Origin of the sequence: Cronobacter malonaticus LMG 23826, from assembly GCF_001277215.2 — a bacterium.
Taxonomy (GTDB): domain Bacteria; phylum Pseudomonadota; class Gammaproteobacteria; order Enterobacterales; family Enterobacteriaceae; genus Cronobacter; species Cronobacter malonaticus.
Window position 1 is genome coordinate 1,649,523 of sequence record NZ_CP013940.1, and the last position, 19,255, is coordinate 1,668,777.

Consider the following 19,255-nt stretch of genomic DNA (forward strand, 5'->3'; position numbering starts at 1 on the left):
GGGCATTACACCGCGGCGATAATTTTAATTTCCACTTTATAGCGCGGGTTCATCAGGCGGGCCTGCACGGTGCAGCGTACCGGCGCGGAGCCTGCCACCACCCACTCATCCCACGCTTTATTCATCAGCGCGAAATCGTCGCCGTCGGCCAGAAAAATCGTGGCGTCAAGAATGCGGGATTTGTCGCTGCCCTGCGCCGTTAACAGGGTGTCGATTTGCGCCAGCGTATTGGCAGTTTGTTCGTAAGCGTCGCCGTCGAGATTTTCCGGCACGCCGGTGTAGTAAATCGTCTGGTTGTGAATCACCGCGTCAGACCAACGATCTGCGGGATCGATACGTACGATTGTCATCGCTGTTTCCTTTTCCTGTTCTGTTTAGCAGGGTGCAAGCCTGCCATAAAGCGCGAGCGCCGTCATCTGTTCGGCTGGCGTAAGCGTGGCCGCCCTGACATAATCACTGGCAATTTAACCAGGGGGCAGTGTGACGGACGATTTTGCAGCAGATGGCCAGCTGGCCAACGCGATACCGGGCTTCAAACCGCGCGAGCCGCAGCGCCAGATGGCGCAGGCGGTCAGCGCCGCCATTGAGGCCGCGACGCCGCTGGTGGTCGAAGCGGGCACCGGGACCGGGAAAACTTACGCCTATCTGGCGCCCGCGCTGCGCGCCGGTAAGAAAGTGATTATCTCCACCGGTTCGAAAGCGCTGCAGGATCAGCTCTACAGCCGCGATCTGCCGACCGTTGCCAAAGCGCTGGAGTACAAAGGCCGTCTGGCGCTCTTAAAAGGGCGATCGAACTATTTATGCCTTGAGCGCCTTGAGCAACAGGCGCTGGCGGGCGGCGACCTGCCGGTTCAAACCTTAAGCGACGTTATCCAGCTGCGCGGCTGGGCCAACGAAACCGTCGATGGGGATATCAGCACCTGTGGACGCGTGGCGGAAGACGCCCCCGTCTGGCCGCTTGTCACCAGCACCAACGATAACTGCCTTGGCACCGACTGCCCGCTCTACAAAGACTGCTTTGTGGTCAAAGCGCGTAAAAAGGCGATGGAAGCCGATGTCGTCGTGGTGAACCATCACCTGTTTCTCGCCGATATGGTGGTCAAAGAGAGCGGCTTTGCGGAGCTTATCCCGGAGGCTGAGGTGATTATTTTCGACGAAGCCCATCAGCTTCCTGATATCGCCAGCCAGTATTTCGGCCAGTCGCTCTCCAGCCGCCAGCTGCTTGACCTCGCGAGAGACATTATCATCGCCTATCGCACCGAGGTGAAGGATACCCAGCAGCTACAAAAATGCGCCGATCGCCTGGCGCAAAGCACCCAGGATTTCAGGCTGCAACTGGGCGACCCCGGCTTTCGCGGCAATCTGCGCGAACTGCTGGCGGATGCCTCCATCAGCCGCGCGTTGCTGCTGCTTGATGACGCGCTGGAGCTTTGCTACGACGTGGCGAAGCTGTCGCTTGGCCGCTCGGCGCTGCTGGACGCCGCCTTTGAGCGCGCCACGCTCTACCGCGCGCGCCTCAAACGCTTAAAAGAGATCAATCAGCCGGGCTACAGCTACTGGTATGAGTGCAACTCGCGCCACTTTACGCTGGCCCTCACGCCGCTGACCGTCGCGGATAAATTTCAGGACGTGATCGCCGAAAAGGGCGGCAGCTGGATTTTCACCTCTGCCACGCTCTCGGTGAATGACGACCTGCATCACTTCACGGAGCGGCTCGGCATTCACGAGGCAAAAACTCTCCTGCTGCCCAGTCCGTTCGATTATGCGCGCCAGGCGCTGCTCTGCGTGCCGCGCGGCCTGCCGCAGACTAACCAGCCGCAGGCCGGAAAAGCGCTGGCGCGAATGTTACAACCGCTGATTGAGGCCAACCAGGGGCGCTGCTTTATGCTCTGCACGTCGCACGCGATGATGCGTGACCTGGCCGAGCAATTCCGCGCCACCATGACGCTGCCGGTGCTTTTGCAGGGCGAAACCAGCAAAAGCCAGCTGCTGGAGCAGTTTATTAGCGCGGGCAACGCGCTGCTGGTGGCGACAAGCAGCTTCTGGGAAGGCGTAGACGTGCGTGGCGACGCGCTGTCGCTGGTGATTATCGACAAACTGCCGTTCACCTCGCCGGACGATCCGCTGTTGAAAGCGCGGATGGAAGATTGTCGCCTGCGCGGCGGCGATCCGTTTGATGAAGTCCAGTTGCCGGAGGCGGTCATCACGCTCAAGCAGGGCGTCGGGCGGCTTATCCGCGACGTCGACGACCGCGGCGTGCTGGTGATTTGCGACAATCGCCTTGTAATGCGCCCCTACGGCGCGGTCTTTCTGAAAAGCCTGCCGCCGACGCCGCGCACCCGCGATATCGGCGAGGCGGCGCGCTTTCTCACCGACGCGGCGCGGCAGTAATTTATGCCAGACTGTGATAAGATGCGCCCCTTTTTGAACCACCACGACGCGTAAGAGTGTTATTGATCCATGCGAATTCTGGCTATTGATACCGCCACCGAGGCCTGTTCCGTCGCCTTGTGGGACAACGGTAAAACGTCCGCCCTTTTTGAACTCTGCCCGCGCGAGCACACCCAGCGTATTCTGCCGATGGTCAGTGAGATCCTCACCGAAAGCGGCGTTGCGCTGTCGGCGATGGACGCGCTAGCCTTTGGCCGCGGGCCGGGAAGCTTTACCGGCGTGCGAATCGGCATCGGCATCGCGCAGGGGCTGGCGCTCGGCGCAGAACTGCCGATGGTCGGCGTATCGACGCTGATGACCATGGCGCAGGGCGCATGGCGCGTCAGCGGCGCGACCCGCGTGCTGGCGGCTATCGACGCGCGCATGGGCGAAGTCTACTGGGCCGAGTACCAGTGCGATGAGCAGGGCGTCTGGCACGGCGAAGAGACCGAAGCGGTGCTCAAACCTGAAGCCGTCACGGAGCGCCTGAAAGCGCTTGACGGCGAGTGGGCGACGGTCGGCACCGGCTGGCAGGCGTGGCCGGATATGGCGAACGGCAGCGGGCTTACGCTCACCGACGGGCAGATAACGCTCCCGGCAGCGGAAGATATGTTGCCGCTGGCGTGCCGGTTGTTCGAACAACAGCGCGTTGTTGCGGTCGAACATGCAGAACCGGTCTATCTGCGCAACGAAGTGGCGTGGAAAAAACTGCCAGGCCGGGAATAACATCCCGACGCAAACCGCGGGCGGGTTTAAGGAGTCGCTTATGGTGGTTCAACAATCAATGATGCGCAGTGGGCTTCTGGCGCTGGGCGTTTTGCTCGTCAGTGGGTGTGTCAGCGTTCCCGACGCGATTAAAGGCACCAGCCCGACGCCGCAGCAGGATCTGGTGCGCGTGATGAACGCGCCGGAGCTTTATATCGGCCAGGAGGCGCGCTTCGGCGGGCGAGTGGTGAATGTCGATAACGAGAAGGGCAAAACCCGCCTGGAGATAGCCACGCTGCCGCTCGACAGCGCGGCGCGGCCGCTGCTTGGCCAGCCCTCACGCGGACGCATCTTTGCCGACGTTGGCGGCTTTCTCGACCCGGTGGACTTCCGTAATCAGCTCGTTACGGTGGTCGGCCCCATTACCGGTACAGCGGAAGGAAAAATCGGCGCGAGCCCGTATAAATTCATGGTAATGCAGGTGAACGGCTTTAAGCGCTGGCGCGTGACGCAGCAGGTGGTCATGCCGCCGCAGCCCATCGATCCGTGGATGTGGGGGCCGCGTCCCGGCTGGGGTTATGGCTATGGCCCGTGGGGCTGGTATAATCCCGGCCCGGCTCAGGTTCAGACCGTAGTAACTGAGTAATTCGTTGATTTAACGAGTAAAATAAACAGCGGCTGGTCCGCTGTTTATTTGTTTTATCGGTATAACAAAAATAATTAGTGACGCGCTTCGCAACCTTAAATCAGGTGAATTAATAAACTGGTACAATGAGTTAATATTATGTTAACGCCGTGTTTATTGTTTTGGGGTTGTGATGACGACGAATAATACATTCAGAGGTGACGCATTGAAGAAGGTTTGGCTTAACCGTTATCCGGCGGATGTTCCGGCGGAAATAAACCCGGACCGTTATCACTCCCTGGTGGATATGTTTGAGCAATCCTGCACACGCTACGCCGACCAGCCTGCCTTTACCAACATGGGCGAGGAGATGACCTTCCGCAAGCTGGAAGAGCGCAGCCGCGCCTTTGCTGCCTGGCTGCAACAGGGCCTCGGCCTGCAAAAAGGCGATCGCGTCGCGCTGATGATGCCGAACCTTCTGCAATATCCGGTGGCGCTGTTTGGCATTCTGCGCGCCGGAATGATCGTTGTGAACGTCAACCCGCTCTACACGCCGCGTGAGCTGGAACACCAGCTTAACGACAGCGGTGCCAGCGCCATCGTCATCGTTTCTAACTTTGCGCACACCCTCGAAAAAGTCGTCGAAAAGACCCAGGTGAAGCACGTCATTCTGACGCGCATGGGCGATCAGCTCTCCACCGCCAAAGGTACGCTGGTGAACTTTGTGGTGAAGTATGTAAAACGCCTGGTGCCGAAATATCACTTGCCGGACGCCATTTCGTTTCGCAGCGCGCTGCATAACGGCTACCGGATGCAGTACATCAAGCCGGAAGTGACACCAGACGATCTCGCTTTCCTGCAATACACCGGCGGCACTACGGGTGTGGCGAAAGGCGCGATGCTGACGCACCGCAATATGCTCGCCAATCTCGAACAAGTGCTTGGCACATATGGGCCGCTGCTGCATCGCGGGAAAGAGCTGGTCATCACCGCGCTGCCGCTGTACCACATTTTCGCGCTGACCATGAACTGCCTGCTGTTTATCGAACTCGGCGGCCAGAACGTGCTGATAACCAACCCGCGCGATATCCCGGGGCTGGTGAAAGAGCTTGGCAAATACCCGTTTACCGCGATGACCGGCGTGAATACGCTGTTTAACGCGCTGCTGAATAACAAAGAGTTCCACAAGCTCGATTTCTCCTCGCTGCACCTCTCGGCGGGCGGCGGGATGCCGGTGCATCAGGCGGTCGCGGAGCGCTGGGAAAAACTCACCGGCCAGTTCCTGCTGGAAGGCTACGGGCTTACCGAATGCTCGCCGCTGGTGAGCGTTAACCCGCACGATATCGACTACCACAGCGGCAGCATTGGCCTGCCGGTGCCATCCACCGAAGTCAAACTGATTGACGACGAAGGCAACGAAGTGGCACCCGGTGAGCCTGGCGAGCTGTGCATTAAAGGCCCGCAGGTGATGCTGGGCTACTGGCAGCGCCCGGACGCCACCGATGAGATCCTTCAAGACGGCTGGCTGCGCACCGGCGATATCGCGGTGATGGACGAAGAGGGTTTCCTGCGTATCGTCGATCGCAAGAAAGATATGATTCTGGTCTCCGGTTTTAACGTCTACCCGAATGAAATCGAAGATGTGGTAATGCAGCACAGCGGCGTGCAGGAAGTCGCGGCGGTGGGCATTCCGTCGGAAGCGAGCGGAGAGCTGGTGAAAATCTTCGTGGTGAAGAAAGAGGCGTCGCTTACGGAAGAAGCGCTGATTACCTTCTGTCGCCGTCACCTGACGGGTTATAAGGTGCCGAAACAGGTGGAATTTCGCACCGAGCTGCCAAAATCCAACGTCGGGAAAATTTTACGACGAGAACTACGTGACGAAGCGCGCCGGGCGGGCGACAATACCGCCTGAGCTGCAATCACGTCGCCCTGACGCCGGTTCTACCGGCGTTTTTTATGGGCGCAGACAAAGAGAGAGCGATTTGAATTACCAGATGATTACCACCAATGACGCGCTGGCGACGCTGTGCGAAACCGCACGCACGCAGCGCGCTCTGGCGCTGGACACCGAATTTGTCCGTACCCGTACTTACTACCCGCAGCTGGGGCTCATCCAGCTGTATGACGGCGAAAACGTCGCGCTTATCGATCCGCTGACCATCACCGACTGGGCGCCGTTTCAGGCGCTGTTGCAGGATCAAAACGTCACCAAGTTTCTCCACGCGGGCAGCGAAGATCTGGAAGTGTTCCAGAACGCGTTCGGCATGATGCCCGATCCGTTTATCGACACTCAGGTGCTGGCCTCGTTTGTCGGCCATCCGCTCTCCTGCGGTTTCGCGACGCTGGTAGAGCATCACACCGGCGTGGTGCTGGATAAAAGCGAGTCGCGCACCGACTGGCTGGCGCGTCCGCTAACCGAGCGCCAGTGCGATTACGCGGCGGCGGATGTCTGGTATCTGCTGCCTATAGCCCACAAACTGATGGAACAGGTGCGTGAAGCCGGCTGGCTGACCGCCGCCATTAACGAATGCCGCCTGATGACCCAGCGCCGCGGCGAGGTGCTCGATCCTGACGAGGCGTGGCGTGAAATCACTAACGCCTGGCAGTTGCGCCCACGTCAGCTCGCGTGCCTGAAGCTGCTGGCCGGCTGGCGTCTGCGTAAAGCGCGCGAGCGCGATATGGCGGTAAATTTCGTGGTGCGCGAAGAAAACCTCTGGAAGGTGGCGCGCCATATGCCTGGCTCGCTTGGTGAGCTTGACGGCATGGGGCTTTCCGGCAGCGAAATCCGCTTCCACGGCAAGACGCTGCTGGCGCTGGTCGCCGAGGCGCAGGCGCTGCCGGAAGACGCGCTGCCGGAGCCGCTCTCGAATCTGGTCGATATGCCGGGCTATCGCAAGGTGTTCAAAGAGATCAAAGCGCTGGTGCAGGAGACGAGCGAGGCGCACAAGATCAGCGCCGAGCTGATGGCGTCGCGCCGCCAGATTAACCAGTTGCTGAACTGGCACTGGAAGCTGAAACCGCAGAATCAGCTACCGGAATTAATCAGCGGCTGGCGCGGCGAGTTATTAGGCGATGCGTTAAAAAAGCTACTGCAACATTATTAATGGCGTGACCTGTAATTATTTACAGGAAAAGTTAATTTCACTGAGAATATATACAGTGAAGCGGCTAAAAAAATACCCCGGCATGCCGGGGTATTTTTTATCGTTATTTCGTCTCTTCCGCTTCCGGTAAAGTGACGTTAAGTTCGAGAATCGAAATATCGTCGCCTTTTTGTTCCAGCTGAACGGTGACCATTTCCGGATCAATCTGAACGTATTTGCAAATCACTTCCAGAATATCCCGCTTCAGCTGCGGTAAATAATGCGGTTCAGCATCGCTACGACGACGCTCAGCAACAATAATTTGTAAGCGCTCTTTGGCGATACTGGCGGTGTTCTTTTTTCTGGAGAGAAAAAAGTCGAGTAATGCCATAACTTATCCTCCGAACAGGCGTTTGAGGAAACCTTTCTTCTCTTCTTCAATGAAGCGGAAAGGACGTTCTTCTCCCATCAGGCGATCAACGGTATCGGCGTAGGCTTTGCCTGCATCGGATGTGGCGTCAAGAATGACCGGCTCGCCCTGGTTAGAGGCGCGAAGCACAGACTGGTCTTCCGGGATGACGCCCACCAGAGGAATACGCAGGATCTCCAGCACATCTTCCATGCTGAGCATGTCGCCTTTGCTGACGCGGCCCGGGTTGTAGCGGGTCAGCAGCAGATGCTCTTTAATCGGCTCTTCGCCATTCTCGGCGCGGCGCGATTTGGAAGCCAGGATGCCCAGGATACGGTCGGAGTCGCGCACGGAGGAGACTTCCGGGTTAGTGGTAATGATGGCTTCATCAGCAAAATAGAGCGCCATCAGCGCACCGGTTTCGATACCGGCAGGGGAGTCGCAGACAATAAAGTCGAACTCCATCTTTTTCAGCTCATCCAGCACCTTTTCCACGCCTTCGCGGGTCAGCGCGTCTTTGTCGCGGGTCTGCGACGCAGGCAGGATATAGAGGCTTTCGGTGCGTTTATCGCGGATAAGCGCCTGATTCAGCGTGGCATCGCCCTGAATCACGTTCACAAAATCGTAGACGACACGGCGTTCACAACCCATGATGAGATCAAGGTTACGCAGGCCGATATCGAAATCGATAACTACGGTCTTCTTTCCCTTCTGGGCCAGACCCGTAGCGATGGCCGCGCTGGAGGTGGTTTTGCCAACGCCCCCTTTACCTGATGTAACTACAATAATGCGTGCCATAAAGGAATTCCTTGTTAAAAGGGCTTAATTTAATGGTTGAACCGTCAGCGCGCCGTCGGCCAGTCGCAGGCGTGCCGCTTTGTTGTAAAACTCGGCCGGGATTTGATCGCTCAGCCAGTAAACCCCGGCGATGGAAACCAGCTCCGCCGCGAGATTCGTTGAAAATATTTGTGCTTCTTTATCGCCGCTGGCGCCTGCGAGGGCGCGCCCGCGCATGGTGCCGTAGACGTGAATATTGCCGTCGGCGATAAGCTCCGCGCCCGCGCTAACGTGGCTTGTGACCACCAGATCGGCGCCCGGCGCGTAGATCCGCTGGCCGGAACGCACCGGCAGATCGATTAACCGGGTGCGTAGCGCAGCCGTGGGGGCTGGCGGAACTGGCGCTTCAGCAGGCTTTGCAGCGCGTGGTGCGCTGGCCTTTCCTTCGGTGAGCAGCGCCAGGCCCGCACGCGAAATTTCCGCTTTCAGCGCGTCATCCTGACAGCCGCTGATGCCGACCAGATGCAGCCCGCTGTCGATAAATGTCTGATGCAGTTGCTGCCAGTTTATCGACCCATCAAGCCCCGCAACATTCACCACCACCGGCGCATTTTTGAGAAAGGCCGGCGCCTGAGCAATTTTTTCTTCAAGCGCCTTGCGAATAACCTCAGGGTGAGCATCATGCAAATGAACCACTGATAAAGTGAAACTACTGCCTTTTAGCTCGATGGGCGTGTTTGACATCCTGGCCTTACTCAATTCAGTTTAAATCCCCACCGCAGTGGGATGATATTCCGAAGCACATCAGGCATGTTATAGTCACCCTTATATTCAGGCAAGTAACCATCTGGCTAAATTAGAGTAAAAACATGTTTTGTGTGATCTATCGAAGCGCGCGTCGCGAACAAACTTATCTTTATGTTGAAAAAAAAGACGATTTTTCGCGAGTGCCGGAAGAATTGCTGGCCAGTTTCGGGCAGCCAATTATGACCATGATGCTTCCGCTGGATGGTCGTAAAAAATTAGCCAACGCCGATCTCGAAAAAGTGAAACAGGCGCTAAAAGATCAGGGCTATTATTTACAGATCCCGCCGCCGCCGGAAAATTTGCTTAAACAGCATCTCGAATCGCTCGGTAAAAAATAGTCTGACGCGCCGTTTTATACGGCGCTTTTTTTTGCCCCGACGTCCGCGGTTTGACTTTTGGCGTGACCAGGACGAATAGTTACGTACTGTCTTACCACGAATACAGAGGGAAGCTATGTACCAACATCATCACTGGCAGGGCGCGCTGCTTGATTATCCTGTCAGCAAAGTGGTTTGCGTCGGCAGCAACTACACGAAGCATATTCAGGAGATGGGCAGCGCCACGCCGGAAGAGCCGGTGCTCTTCATTAAGCCGGAAACCGCGCTGTGCGATCTGCGCCAGCCGCTTGTGCTGCCGCAGGGACTTGGCTCGGTGCATCATGAAGTGGAGCTGGCGGTGCTGATTGGCGCAACGCTGCGTCAGGCGAGCGAAGAGCATGTCGCCAAAGCGATTGCCGGTTATGGGGTTGCGCTCGATCTCACGCTTCGCGATATTCAGGGCAAAATGAAAAAAGCCGGACAGCCGTGGGAGAAGGCGAAAGCGTTTGATAATTCCTGCCCGATCTCCGGGTTTATTCCGGCAGGGGAGTTTACCGGCGATCCGCAAAACACGTCGCTCAGCCTGTGTATTAACGGCGAGGTGCGCCAGAGCGGCAATACCGCCGATATGATCCATAAGATCGTGCCGCTTATCGCCTATATGAGCCGCTTTTTCACGCTGCGCGCAGGCGATGTGATCCTGACCGGCACGCCGGAAGGCGTCGGCCCGCTCAACAGCGGCGACGCGCTGGAAATCACCTTTGACAATCACTCGCTCTCGACGCGCGTTCTGTAAAGATGCCGCCCGCAGGGCGGCAAAACTTGCATCCTGGCGTCAGAGTGTTTATAAGGTGCAGCTTAATTTTTGATGTGCGGACACCGTTATGACCGAAACGCCTTTCTGGCAGCGTAAAACCCTGGATGAGATGAGCGACGCCGAGTGGGAATCGCTCTGCGACGGGTGTGGTCAGTGCTGCCTGCATAAGCTGATGGATGAAGACACCGACGAAATCTATTTCACCAACGTCGCCTGCCGTCAGCTTAATATCAAAACCTGCCAGTGTCGCAACTATGAACGGCGCTTTGAATATGAACCGGACTGCATCAAGCTGACCCGTGAAAACCTGCCTACATTTGAGTGGCTACCGCCGACCTGCGCGTACCGTCTGCTGGCCGAAGGGAAAAACCTGCCGCTGTGGCATCCGCTGCGTACCGGCTCCAAAGCCGCGATGCACGCCGAACGTATTTCGGTGCGTCATATTGCCGTTAAAGAATCGGAAGTGCGCGACTGGCAAGCCCATATTTTAAACAAACCGGATTGGGCAGATTGAGGCGTTGATATGAAAGGGATTTGTTACTTCTGATTTACTGCCTGGGGCATCTGTGGGGCATTTCCTCCAAAATTAGCGTTCAGTATGCTCATTTGATCCACATTGTTATCGTTCATCCATTTCCCGTAAACGCTGTAAACCATCTGCGCTGAATTGTGACCCATCTGAGATGCTATGAAGTTAGGGTTGGCCCCGGCACTTAATGCCCAGCAAGCGTATGTGTGTCGAGACTCATACGCCTTCCTGTGCTTAATCTTCGCGCGCTTCAAAATTTCATTCCAGGTGGCACCGAAAGAGCCAGGGGCATACCAGTCACCACCTTTCCCATTTCTTGCTGTTAGCCGCGGCACAAATACGAATGTGCATAAGTCCATCCGTGTCCTGCCAAATTCCCTCAAATTAACTTCTATGTGGTGCTGCTTGCCCATCCTTGTGTATGCCATTTGGCTTTTTAGAGCCTCTATCGCCGGGAGAGTCAGGTTTATCACCCTATTGCCTGAATCCGTTTTAGGCGGCGTAAAGTGATCCTTAATTGCCATATTCCTCGACACCGTTATTGTCCAGTTGACCATGTCGATATCTTCCCAGGCTAGTGCGCATATTTCTCCGTGCCGCATGCCGGTATTGATTGCCAGAATCCACAGGTTCTTTATTTGCTCGGAAGGGCAAGCCATCAGTAGACGCTCATACTCATCCTTCGTAAGTGGCTCCGGTTCGGACCTGCTCTTTCTGAGCGGATCAATACCTGTCATTGGCGATTTATCTATGTAGCCATTAAGCTCCGCAAACCTCATCATGCTGCCCATCGTTGACATATAGACATTTACAGTCCTCACTGTTCTTCCCTTTTTGGAAAGGCGTGACTTTTGGTGGTTGCTGACAATTTGGTTTCCTGTAAGCAACTCCTTTCTTAGTCTAAGCATGTCCTCATTATTAAGGCTGGAAACAGTACGTGATGCCCCAAGAATATCTGTAGCGATGGTTATATATGATACGTATCTAAGATGAGCATTTTTTGTTATCTCCATTTTCTTAAGTTCCAGCCATCGCGCAGCAAGCTCGCCCAGCGTCACACCCTGCCTCACAAAACCGAATCGCTTGAGGTTAGGCGACGATGGAAAGCGGGCTGCGTAGTTAAACGTGCCGGTCTTAATCTCATAGCCGATTGAGGTCCTTAACTCTCCGGCCATTTTCCTGTTTTTTGGTGTATCAGGGACGCCGAGGTTTTCCCTTACCCTGGCGCCCTTATAGATGAACCATATCCGCAGTGTTCCGCCGTGATTCTCCACTCCTGTTGGATACTTCGTCATAACGATTCCTCGTCAGTTAATGGGGAAGGGTATTTAAGCAGATTTCTGGCGGGGGATCGCTGGGCGTTGACGCTCAACCCATGCGTCGACTTCATGCCGGTTGTAGAGGATAGGGGAGTTGTCCTTAGGCTGGCAGTCGCCGGAGTAGTGTCGGTACTCCTTACCTTCCATCCAAGACTTCTCTCGCGCTGACTTAATGGCGTTTTTCGTCAGTCCGGTGATCGCCATCAGCACTTCTTCGGATACCCATTTGTTGGGGACAAGCTGAATCACTTCATTCATTCGATTATCTCCAGGCGTAAAAAAGCCGCCATCAGGCGGCTCACTCGATGCGGATGCCAGCTATTTCACCGGCTGCTATTATGTCGTACAGTTTGTACCATCCGGGCGATGACAGTTCGCCATCAATCGTCTTTCTGCCATATTCGAAATGGACATCACCTCCGGCCTTTGCTAAAGCTGTTACGACTGCCGCTCGCTTCCTGTCAGCTTCTGAGCGGATGGGGCGGAACATCCAATTATTCCCTTGAAACTCTTCCGTAAAATTTCCAATCTCAACAAGACGCATTCCATTATTTTCGCTGGTCGCCTTATACGAACACCATGAGCGACCACCATCGACAGACACTTCAGCATTCACGCCAACCGGCGGCAAACCTTCGCCATCCCATACCGGCTCTTGCGCAGCGGCGAGTGCGGCTTCGTATTGCTCGCGAGTGACCTGGTCGCCATCCCAATCCTCAAAATACGAGTAATGATGATTAACAAAAAAGGTTAATTTGTTTCTTTTAAGAAAATCATTCAGGTACTGGGAAAGCCCTTCCGGCCACCCGCCACGCTTCGGCAATTCCTGCACCAGTAAATCAATCAGCTTCATATCTTTGCTCCAATAAAAAACCCGCCGAAGCGGGTCATGGTGTTAACTCAAATTCATCGTCCCAAGGTGGGAATGTGCTCATCCGTCTGTGCGACATGATGTATTCCGATGCCACGGTCATCGAACATGGCTTCTCGAACTCAAGCATGAACACATCGTCGTATGCCCGTCCTAGCCACCACCCTCCGCCGTACTCCTTAGCACGCTGAATGAGCACCCACCGACCTGGCGTTATGCGGTGATGTATCTCGCCGCGATAGATGATTAAGTAGTCCGAGTCTTTGCTCATGACGCACCCCAAAATAACTGTATTTATATACAGTAAATTGAGGTTGGCGGGCTGTCAATTCTTGGCCTTACTGCTTTTCTTTAAGTGTCCACTTAACAGGCTTGCTAGTCTTTTCCTGCCCCTTATCGAAACCTGATTTCGCATCGTTGTAACCACACGGAACGCAAACATAATCTCCAGACCAACCACGCATTGTTGTCTCTTTGGAAATTGCAGTAGAACCACATTTTGGACAAATCATATTAATGAACTCCTCGCTGTTTGAGAGGGTATGATAAACAGTGGGAAGGTCATTTATGCAGCAGAGAATTGAAAAGGTTGTGTAAGAGCTGCTTTGCGCTCTGCTGCGGATTTAGCCATTACTTCCAACTCCTGAAGTCTTAACGCAAGTTTGATAGGTGTCACGAGTTATTTTTTTGACATCATCATTCCATGCCTTGGCAGCCTTTAAACACGCCTCCTCAGTTGCAAAGTTTGCCTTCTGAATAGAAACCCCCGTAGGGCCAATGAGAGTTAAAATTAAAAGCCACTCACCCATCATCACCCATCCTTGCCCGGCGCTGCGAGCATGGCTGCGCAGCAGGCGTTCCAGGTTATCTCGGCAACTTCGCGGAATTCCGGGCGGTACAACGTGAGCTGGATTTCGCATCGACGCGACCATTCTTCAAAGGTTTCAACAGGCACAACCGGCGCGGGCGGTGCGGGCGGGTAGTTAGCCAGCATCCAGCTAATTACATAATCGGCTTTAAACCTTTCAACCGGAAACCCTTCATTCAAGTCTCGGAAGTGGTAAATGACTTTATGCAGATCGGGCGCGGTCACAGGCTCCGCCCGCTCCCGCAGCGCCAGCAGCGCAAGACCGGCCAGCGCTTTAACCTCACTCGGCTTTACGTCATGACATTCGAGAATATTCGATGCCAGCGCCTCAACTCGTTCTTTGCCCAGTGTCATGGATTAGTCCTCCCACTCCGTATCCCATTCAACCCAGGCACCTTCACCATCAGCATTGATAACGCCCTGATTTCCACACTGAGGGCATTTCACAGCGTCACCAGCGTAGAGGTATATGCCTGATAGCGATTGGCTTGTAACTTCAATTCCATGACTGCACTGGCAGTGTTCGCAAGCATTCAGCCAGTCAACACGGTATAGCGTGGGATCCCACAGCATTGTCCTTTTGTCGCGTTGGAATAGTTCTCTGCTCACGCTTCACCCCCTGTCTCAAGATTGATGCCCGCAGCACCGACGCGCTTCTCAAGCTCCGCGATGCGGCCTTCCACTGCGTCTACAGCATCAGCGTAACCAAACCAATTGCTCAACTCCGGGGCTTCTCCGGTCGCCGCCTTGTACATATCGGCCAGCGCTGCCTCGGCATAGTCGCGCTCTTTGATTAGCTGATATTCGCTCTGCTCCAGCTCAACTACACGCTTCTCTGCGGCTTCCAGCGCTGCTATCAGCTCGCCAACCAAATCAGCCGAGCGCCGGCACTCTTCGACAATGCTCACGTCGCAGCCGGTGTCACAGCCGTTTTCATCTTCGAAACGTAAATCAACTGTGTCGCTGTCGATATCGCCTGGCTCATAGCTGGCGATATACGCAAGAATAGATTTTTGGCGTTCAGCAGCCGCTTTCAGTTTTGCTGTGCTTGTCATGCGGCACGCTCCTGCTTCTGTTTGTTGTACACAGCCCAACTAAGCGCATCGAGTTTGTCACGTCCCGCTTTATCGTACATGTGGATACCGTCACTAGCGGCGTGCTCTTTCTTGACCTGCTCTTCAAGCTCAGATAGCTGATCGTATGACAGCGTTGCGAGCTTAAGACGATTCCAACCAAAGTTTCTTATTCTGCTCATGCGGCACCGCCTTTAACAAAAATAATCCAGTGCGTTTTGTCGGATTTGCCCGTTCGTTGCCAGATAGCTGGCTTCTCGTCTGTGAGTTCCAAAATACGGCGAACAGGTATCTGTGTTTCGTTCCATTTGAAAATGAGCACGCCGTGTGGCCGCAATACGCGAAATGCCTCTTCGAACCCGGTGCGCAGGTCATCACGCCAAGTTTCCCGGTTTAATTTTCCGTATTTTTTCCCCATCCAGGCGTTATCACCGACACGCTCAAGGTGTGGCGGATCAAAAACTACAACAGGGAATGAAGCATCAGAGAATGGCAGCGCGCGGAAATCGGCAACTACGTCTGGACTGATAACAAGACTCCGGCCGTCGCAGAGGGTGTGCCGCTCAGCGCGGATATCGCTGAAAATCGCTCGCTCGTCCTGTTTATCGAACCAGAACATACGGGAGCCGCAGCACATGTCGAGAATGGATAAATCTGTCATGCGGCACCGCCTTGACGCAGCTCGGCTGCGAAGACATTTCCATCATCAGCTACAACACGATTGTGGTCAGCCCATTCATGACGTCCGTTTTTATCGTAAATATCAGCTGAATCACGCAGACGTTTTACAAATTCCTCCACACCCTGCGCCCTTACTTCGCGCAGGAATTCGTCGGTGGATGGAAGCACCATAACCGCAAGTTTCCTGATGATTTTCTGCACTTGCGGAGGGCATTGGTCGTAGTGATCATCAGTAATGAATACGGCGTCGCTGTGAATGGCTTCTACGGCGTTAAGTTCATTAGCCAGCGCGTCGCACTGCTTCGTCTTTTCGCGCAGCGCCAGAGTGGTAACTTCAATGCGGTCATTCAGATCGGTAAACTTACGCACCAGGTATTGCGCATCGGTTTCGTTAACCAGCATGTCGCCCGGAACGCATTTGCCGCGCAGGAATCCTTCCATTTCGTAGAGTTTCATTTCTTCGCTCCAAACCAGCGATTCAGATAGCGGTTGTTATTCACAGAGCCGAAGCTGTTGCGCTTCATCAATTCTTCGCGGCTCGGCATCGGAGTGTGTTTGCGGTCAGACTTACCGCCGACCGTGACGGTTAAATAATTTGCCTGGTCTCTGGACATGGTTAACTCCTTAATCGATACGAACGTGACCGTAGCGACCGAGGAAGCGGCGCATACGGTTATCTGTTTCTTCAGGGCGGCGCGGGCCTGTAGTGACGAATCCGGGCATGAACGATGCCGCAAGGTTGTCGTCCCACAGCTGCCGGTCAGCCAGCGCATCAGCCTGGCGGGTCATGCGAGCTTCCTTGCTCTCGGTTTCGTACTGCTTTCCTAACGTCTCGCACAGGTGTGCTTTAATGCGCGCCAGCACCTCTTCTTTGGTGCCGGATCGTTTTGGCGGGCGTGCGTATCCCGCCCCGGGAAGAGGTGATGACATTTGGTTGGCCTTATTTGGTTAAATCAGGATGGGGAGGCGTATTTGCCGGATTATCTTCTGGATAGATAGGTTTGTTATTCCGATGCCATTCGACATGACATTCATGGCAAAGCCACATAACGTCTGTTGGCTTGCTGTAGTCACAGTGGTGCGCCTGTGGTTTGCATTTTGATCCGCACTGCTCACATTGAAGTGGCCGCGCTATCTTTCCATCGCGTAAAAAATTGCCCACGATGATGTGGGCTTTTCTTTTCCATGGATTGCGCTGAATGAACCGTTTTTTGGCTGCATTACATCGCTTTCTACCGTGTTCGGAAGATTGATATTCCTTCCTGGCGGATATTCTATGTGGCAACCCGGCGCGGGCTTTGTCGTACTTCGACAGACATGACCTGCACGCCGCTGTTAATCCATCATTGGACGCTCTTCTTATCTGAAAATCCCTTTCTTCCTTCTGCTGATGGCATCTGGAACAGACTTTCATCTTCCCTCCTTCTAAAAAGGAATATCCGAGTCATCAAAATCCATCGGAGGCGCTTCCTGTGCTGGTCGCGGCTGCGCCTGCTGCCGACGTTGAACTGGCTGCGAAGGCGTTGATTCCTGATGTTGCGCTCCACGCGGCGGCAGGTCGATATCCCGCACGAGAATTGTCGGTGTTTGCGCCTGCGTACCATCAGTACGAGTCCATTCTTCAATCAGGAATTCCCCGGAAACGGTGACCTTTGCGCCTTTGACCACAGATGCGGAAAGCTTTTCAGCCATCGCGCCAAACATCTTGCAGTTAAGCCATGAGGTTTTTTCGTTATCCCCAAAACCTGACTTGGCAGGAATGGAGAAATTTGCAATATGCTTCCCGTTAGGAGTGACGCGAAGAACGGCGTCCTTTCCAACATTCCCTGAAATTGTGATTACGTTAATTGCCATTTATGCCGCCTGTTTCAGTTCTTTGATTCGGATTCCGGTTACGTCTTTGCACTTCGCCTGGTGCTCAGGGAAGCCGTTAAGGCGCGTCCATGTTGATGCGTAATGCTCCTGCAATTTCTTCGCGTCGTTCTCGGTGCCTGCATACTGGGTGAACTCAGCCAGAATGGTGTCAGCATCAGCAGGATGGATGTGGTGAACCTCCGCGTCAGCATCAATCGCCGTCTCTTCTGTCGGAATGCAGAACGCCTGAAACGCTGCGTATTTGTAGGCAATCGACATGGCCTTGTTCGTTGCCTTGTCGCCGCTATCCATCGCTTCGCCGTAGGTGACTACCGTGTGAACGCTGCCGTCCTTTGTGCTCACAAAATCGAACTCTGCTTTAACCACCACATAGAACAGGACAGTGCCTTTTGGAGTCGTGCGCTCGGTTACGGTGCGCTCAGTGATGCGGGGGAGGATGAGGAGTCCGTGATTAACCAGCGCCGGAGCCAGTGCGTTATAGACCTGATCGATGCCGCGAAACTTGAAGTTTTGCTGGGTGTTCGTCCTGTCCTTGCTGATGCCCGTTGCCGCCATTTCCTTGGCTACAGCGCTGATTGCCTGATAAACAAGCTTCTCTGTCATGAGTAATTCCCCGCGAACTCTTGCCATGTAATAGGCTGATTCATGCGTTCAGCCGCCAGGTTAATTTGCTGCTCCACCTCTTCTTCAATTTCAGGAGAGATGAGAGCGATAAAGTCGTCGTCTTCTAATTCATGCAGCATGTTTTTTGTTCCAGTCGTCGTCCTGAATATCATTCCATCTCATCGCGATTTCCCACGCCCATTCATAGGCTAAGTGCCGTCCGTCATCCGTGTCCGGGAATGCAGCTTCATAGAGCTTGTTGAACTCGCGATTACCTTGTTGAACCAGAATGGTTCCGTTAACAGGGACAATAGTCATGGTTAGGCACTCCGGGTTGAGAGAGGATGTCGGCCAGCTTTTTCCAGCCAGTGCGTAACTTGCGTGTGATGCGATCGAGTAGGGATTCGTGTAGCTGGAAAGCACCCATGCGAGCGCCTCCCGCGATTGCTAGAATCATGGGTGGTTCCTTTTGTTTAGATTTATTAGTAAGCGATGCGAGTGGCGAAGACTTCGCCTTTTACGATTGCGGTGATGATGCTCTTGGCTACATCCTCGCTTGCTCCGACCTTGATAAGGTCAGCGAGTATTTTGTTATTCACTTCTTTGCGATGCGCTTTATCTTGTGCGCGGCGCTTTTCTTCATCCTTGATTCGTTTTTCCTCTGCCAGTCGTGCCGCTTCTTTTTCTTCTGCTTCACGACGAATGCGGTCGGCTTCATCCTGAGCTTTCTTTCTCTCTGCTTCTATAGCTTCCTGCTTCTCACGTTCGGCTCGCTCTAGCGACTCTTTGGCTTCGCGTTCAGCTTTTTCTTTTTCCTGCTTAGCAAGAAGCTCTGCCTGTGCTTTTGCAGCAATGGCGTCTTCTTCGCGCTTCTTGGCTGCTGCTATTTCTGCTGCTGCTTTTTCCTCTGCCTCACGCTTAGCGCGCTCTTCAGCCTGCCGTTTGATTTCCTCTTCATGTGCAATGCGCTGGCGTTCCTGTTCAGCTTTCTTTTCTGCTAACTCACGGTCGAAAGCGTCATTCATCAGCAAAGCCATTTCATGATCTGATTCAATCTTCTTAGCTAGCTCCTCTGCAGCCCGCTTAGCTTCTTCTTCCTGCTTAATGCGTTCTTGCTCGACTTCATAATCAGTCAATGGCTGACGGGCTTTTTCTTTCAGCTCATCCAGGCGATCGCGAACTGTCTTGCGGTTTGCATCGATTAGCTTTGGAATCTCTTTCAGCTCAGCAACTAGGTCTTTGCCAAGACCATCAAGATAGGTTTTTGTCTGTGCAACTTTATATGCCAGAGAAGCGATCTCCTTTCTGCCCTTTGCCGTAGTAACATCAGGCACAAAGGACATAACTTCACGCTCAACTTTCTGGAGAATATCTTCAATCTGGTCAGTAGATTTGAAGACTGTCATTGCATTCGCTTTCTCAATAACAACTAAATCCGTTGTTTCACTCATGGGCTGGTTCCTTAT

At 54.2% G+C, this 19,255-nt stretch carries 29 protein-coding genes and 1 pseudogene; 8 read left to right on the forward strand and 22 right to left on the reverse strand.

What is annotated here, in order from left to right; genetic code table 11:
- Nucleotides 1–5 precede the first annotated feature (5 nt).
- The gene (locus AFK66_RS07795; RefSeq protein WP_004384975.1) at nt 6–350 is read right to left on the reverse strand and encodes a RidA family protein; all 345 of its coding nucleotides are present in this window, start codon (nt 348–350) and stop codon (nt 6–8) included.
- A 130-nt stretch (nt 351–480) separates the two neighbouring features.
- Between AFK66_RS07795 and AFK66_RS07800 the strand changes: the two genes are divergently transcribed.
- The 5 genes from AFK66_RS07800 (at nt 481) to rnd (ending at nt 6,864) form a co-directional block, all read left to right on the forward strand.
- A complete protein-coding gene (locus AFK66_RS07800) occupies nt 481–2,391 on the forward strand; it encodes a DNA repair helicase YoaA (protein ID WP_023898547.1) in 1,911 nt (636 codons plus the stop codon).
- Between the two features lie 69 nt (nt 2,392–2,460).
- Complete coding sequence (gene tsaB / locus AFK66_RS07805) at nt 2,461–3,156, forward strand: tRNA (adenosine(37)-N6)-threonylcarbamoyltransferase complex dimerization subunit type 1 TsaB (protein ID WP_023898548.1); 696 nt, start codon at nt 2,461–2,463, stop codon at nt 3,154–3,156.
- Nucleotides 3,157–3,196: 40 nt separating this feature from the next.
- Complete coding sequence (locus AFK66_RS07810; RefSeq protein WP_007775804.1) at nt 3,197–3,781, forward strand: Slp family lipoprotein; 585 nt, start codon at nt 3,197–3,199, stop codon at nt 3,779–3,781.
- Between the two features lie 205 nt (nt 3,782–3,986).
- Nucleotides 3,987–5,672: a long-chain-fatty-acid--CoA ligase FadD gene (gene fadD, locus AFK66_RS07815; RefSeq protein WP_038882394.1), complete on the forward strand. Its 1,686-nt coding sequence runs from the start codon at nt 3,987–3,989 to the stop codon at nt 5,670–5,672.
- A gap of 70 nt (nt 5,673–5,742) precedes the next feature.
- A complete protein-coding gene (rnd, locus tag AFK66_RS07820; protein ID WP_023898551.1) occupies nt 5,743–6,864 on the forward strand; it encodes a ribonuclease D in 1,122 nt (373 codons plus the stop codon).
- Nucleotides 6,865–6,967: 103 nt separating this feature from the next.
- Here the strand turns inward: rnd and minE are convergent, their stop codons facing one another.
- The 3 genes from minE to minC are packed head-to-tail and all read right to left on the reverse strand — an operon-like array spanning nt 6,968 to nt 8,773.
- Complete coding sequence (minE, locus tag AFK66_RS07825) at nt 6,968–7,234, reverse strand: cell division topological specificity factor MinE (RefSeq protein ID WP_004384978.1); 267 nt, start codon at nt 7,232–7,234, stop codon at nt 6,968–6,970.
- A 3-nt stretch (nt 7,235–7,237) separates the two neighbouring features.
- Nucleotides 7,238–8,050 (reverse strand): septum site-determining protein MinD, encoded by an 813-nt coding sequence (gene minD, locus AFK66_RS07830; protein WP_007775787.1) that lies wholly within the window; start codon nt 8,048–8,050, stop codon nt 7,238–7,240.
- 24 nt (nt 8,051–8,074) lie between these two features.
- Nucleotides 8,075–8,773: a septum site-determining protein MinC gene (gene minC / locus AFK66_RS07835; protein WP_007775786.1), complete on the reverse strand. Its 699-nt coding sequence runs from the start codon at nt 8,771–8,773 to the stop codon at nt 8,075–8,077.
- A 125-nt stretch (nt 8,774–8,898) separates the two neighbouring features.
- Here minC and AFK66_RS07840 point away from each other — a divergent pair, with 125 nt between their 5' ends.
- The 3 genes from AFK66_RS07840 (at nt 8,899) to AFK66_RS07850 (ending at nt 10,484) form a co-directional block, all read left to right on the forward strand.
- On the forward strand, nt 8,899–9,174 hold the full coding sequence (locus AFK66_RS07840) for a YcgL domain-containing protein (RefSeq protein WP_032968246.1): 276 nt from the start codon (nt 8,899–8,901) through the stop codon (nt 9,172–9,174).
- Between the two features lie 115 nt (nt 9,175–9,289).
- Nucleotides 9,290–9,949, forward strand: coding sequence for a fumarylacetoacetate hydrolase family protein (locus tag AFK66_RS07845; RefSeq protein ID WP_007775784.1), 660 nt, complete (start codon nt 9,290–9,292; stop codon nt 9,947–9,949).
- Between the two features lie 88 nt (nt 9,950–10,037).
- Nucleotides 10,038–10,484, forward strand: coding sequence for a YcgN family cysteine cluster protein (locus AFK66_RS07850; RefSeq protein WP_007777839.1), 447 nt, complete (start codon nt 10,038–10,040; stop codon nt 10,482–10,484).
- 23 nt (nt 10,485–10,507) lie between these two features.
- Here AFK66_RS07850 and AFK66_RS07855 read toward each other — a convergent pair whose 3' ends face one another.
- From AFK66_RS07855 to AFK66_RS07925, 18 genes and pseudogenes are all read right to left on the reverse strand, one after another.
- On the reverse strand, nt 10,508–11,794 hold the full coding sequence (locus AFK66_RS07855) for a tyrosine-type recombinase/integrase (protein WP_007777843.1): 1,287 nt from the start codon (nt 11,792–11,794) through the stop codon (nt 10,508–10,510).
- Nucleotides 11,795–11,827: 33 nt separating this feature from the next.
- Nucleotides 11,828–12,076 carry an excisionase family protein gene (locus AFK66_RS07860; RefSeq protein ID WP_032804352.1) on the reverse strand — a complete coding sequence of 83 codons (249 nt, stop codon included), beginning with the start codon at nt 12,074–12,076 and terminating at the stop codon, nt 11,828–11,830.
- 40 nt (nt 12,077–12,116) lie between these two features.
- Complete coding sequence (locus tag AFK66_RS07865) at nt 12,117–12,671, reverse strand: hypothetical protein (protein ID WP_050555921.1); 555 nt, start codon at nt 12,669–12,671, stop codon at nt 12,117–12,119.
- 641 nt (nt 12,672–13,312) lie between these two features.
- Nucleotides 13,313–13,501 carry a hypothetical protein gene (locus AFK66_RS07875; RefSeq protein WP_012125677.1) on the reverse strand — a complete coding sequence of 63 codons (189 nt, stop codon included), beginning with the start codon at nt 13,499–13,501 and terminating at the stop codon, nt 13,313–13,315.
- Nucleotides 13,501–13,911 (reverse strand): hypothetical protein, encoded by a 411-nt coding sequence (locus AFK66_RS22825; protein WP_007777844.1) that lies wholly within the window; start codon nt 13,909–13,911, stop codon nt 13,501–13,503. Before AFK66_RS22825 ends, AFK66_RS07875 begins: the two co-directional genes overlap by 1 nt.
- Nucleotides 13,912–14,207: 296 nt before the next feature.
- Nucleotides 14,208–14,390: pseudogene (locus AFK66_RS22990) on the reverse strand (ead/Ea22-like family protein); the annotation flags it as partial.
- Nucleotides 14,391–14,608: 218 nt separating this feature from the next.
- On the reverse strand, nt 14,609–14,812 hold the full coding sequence (locus AFK66_RS07890) for a hypothetical protein (RefSeq protein ID WP_032967863.1): 204 nt from the start codon (nt 14,810–14,812) through the stop codon (nt 14,609–14,611).
- Nucleotides 14,809–15,291 (reverse strand): class I SAM-dependent methyltransferase, encoded by a 483-nt coding sequence (locus AFK66_RS07895; RefSeq protein ID WP_007777849.1) that lies wholly within the window; start codon nt 15,289–15,291, stop codon nt 14,809–14,811. Before AFK66_RS07895 ends, AFK66_RS07890 begins: the two co-directional genes overlap by 4 nt.
- On the reverse strand, nt 15,288–15,767 hold the full coding sequence (locus AFK66_RS22995; protein WP_050570127.1) for a hypothetical protein: 480 nt from the start codon (nt 15,765–15,767) through the stop codon (nt 15,288–15,290). The genes AFK66_RS07895 and AFK66_RS22995 overlap by 4 nt, the downstream gene beginning before the upstream one ends.
- A complete protein-coding gene (locus tag AFK66_RS21285; RefSeq protein ID WP_071601099.1) occupies nt 15,764–15,925 on the reverse strand; it encodes a DUF2737 family protein in 162 nt (53 codons plus the stop codon). Before AFK66_RS21285 ends, AFK66_RS22995 begins: the two co-directional genes overlap by 4 nt.
- Before the next feature lie 10 nt (nt 15,926–15,935).
- Entirely contained in the window at nt 15,936–16,241 is a 306-nt protein-coding gene (locus tag AFK66_RS22335; RefSeq protein WP_144432653.1) for a hypothetical protein, read from the reverse strand.
- A gap of 10 nt (nt 16,242–16,251) precedes the next feature.
- A complete protein-coding gene (locus tag AFK66_RS21290; RefSeq protein ID WP_071603024.1) occupies nt 16,252–16,725 on the reverse strand; it encodes a hypothetical protein in 474 nt (157 codons plus the stop codon).
- 11 nt (nt 16,726–16,736) lie between these two features.
- Nucleotides 16,737–17,165 carry a single-stranded DNA-binding protein gene (locus tag AFK66_RS07905; protein WP_032967864.1) on the reverse strand — a complete coding sequence of 143 codons (429 nt, stop codon included), beginning with the start codon at nt 17,163–17,165 and terminating at the stop codon, nt 16,737–16,739.
- Complete coding sequence (locus AFK66_RS07910; protein ID WP_007778080.1) at nt 17,166–17,789, reverse strand: ERF family protein; 624 nt, start codon at nt 17,787–17,789, stop codon at nt 17,166–17,168.
- Entirely contained in the window at nt 17,786–17,929 is a 144-nt protein-coding gene (locus AFK66_RS22610; RefSeq protein WP_007841605.1) for a hypothetical protein, read from the reverse strand. Before AFK66_RS22610 ends, AFK66_RS07910 begins: the two co-directional genes overlap by 4 nt.
- The gene (locus AFK66_RS07920) at nt 17,919–18,107 is read right to left on the reverse strand and encodes a DUF5444 family protein (protein ID WP_038882406.1); all 189 of its coding nucleotides are present in this window, start codon (nt 18,105–18,107) and stop codon (nt 17,919–17,921) included. Before AFK66_RS07920 ends, AFK66_RS22610 begins: the two co-directional genes overlap by 11 nt.
- Nucleotides 18,088–18,246, reverse strand: coding sequence for a protease FtsH-inhibitory lysogeny factor CIII (locus AFK66_RS21295; protein ID WP_071603025.1), 159 nt, complete (start codon nt 18,244–18,246; stop codon nt 18,088–18,090). The genes AFK66_RS07920 and AFK66_RS21295 overlap by 20 nt, the downstream gene beginning before the upstream one ends.
- Nucleotides 18,247–18,271: 25 nt before the next feature.
- Complete coding sequence (locus AFK66_RS07925; RefSeq protein WP_007778130.1) at nt 18,272–19,240, reverse strand: hypothetical protein; 969 nt, start codon at nt 19,238–19,240, stop codon at nt 18,272–18,274.
- Nucleotides 19,241–19,255 lie beyond the last annotated feature (15 nt).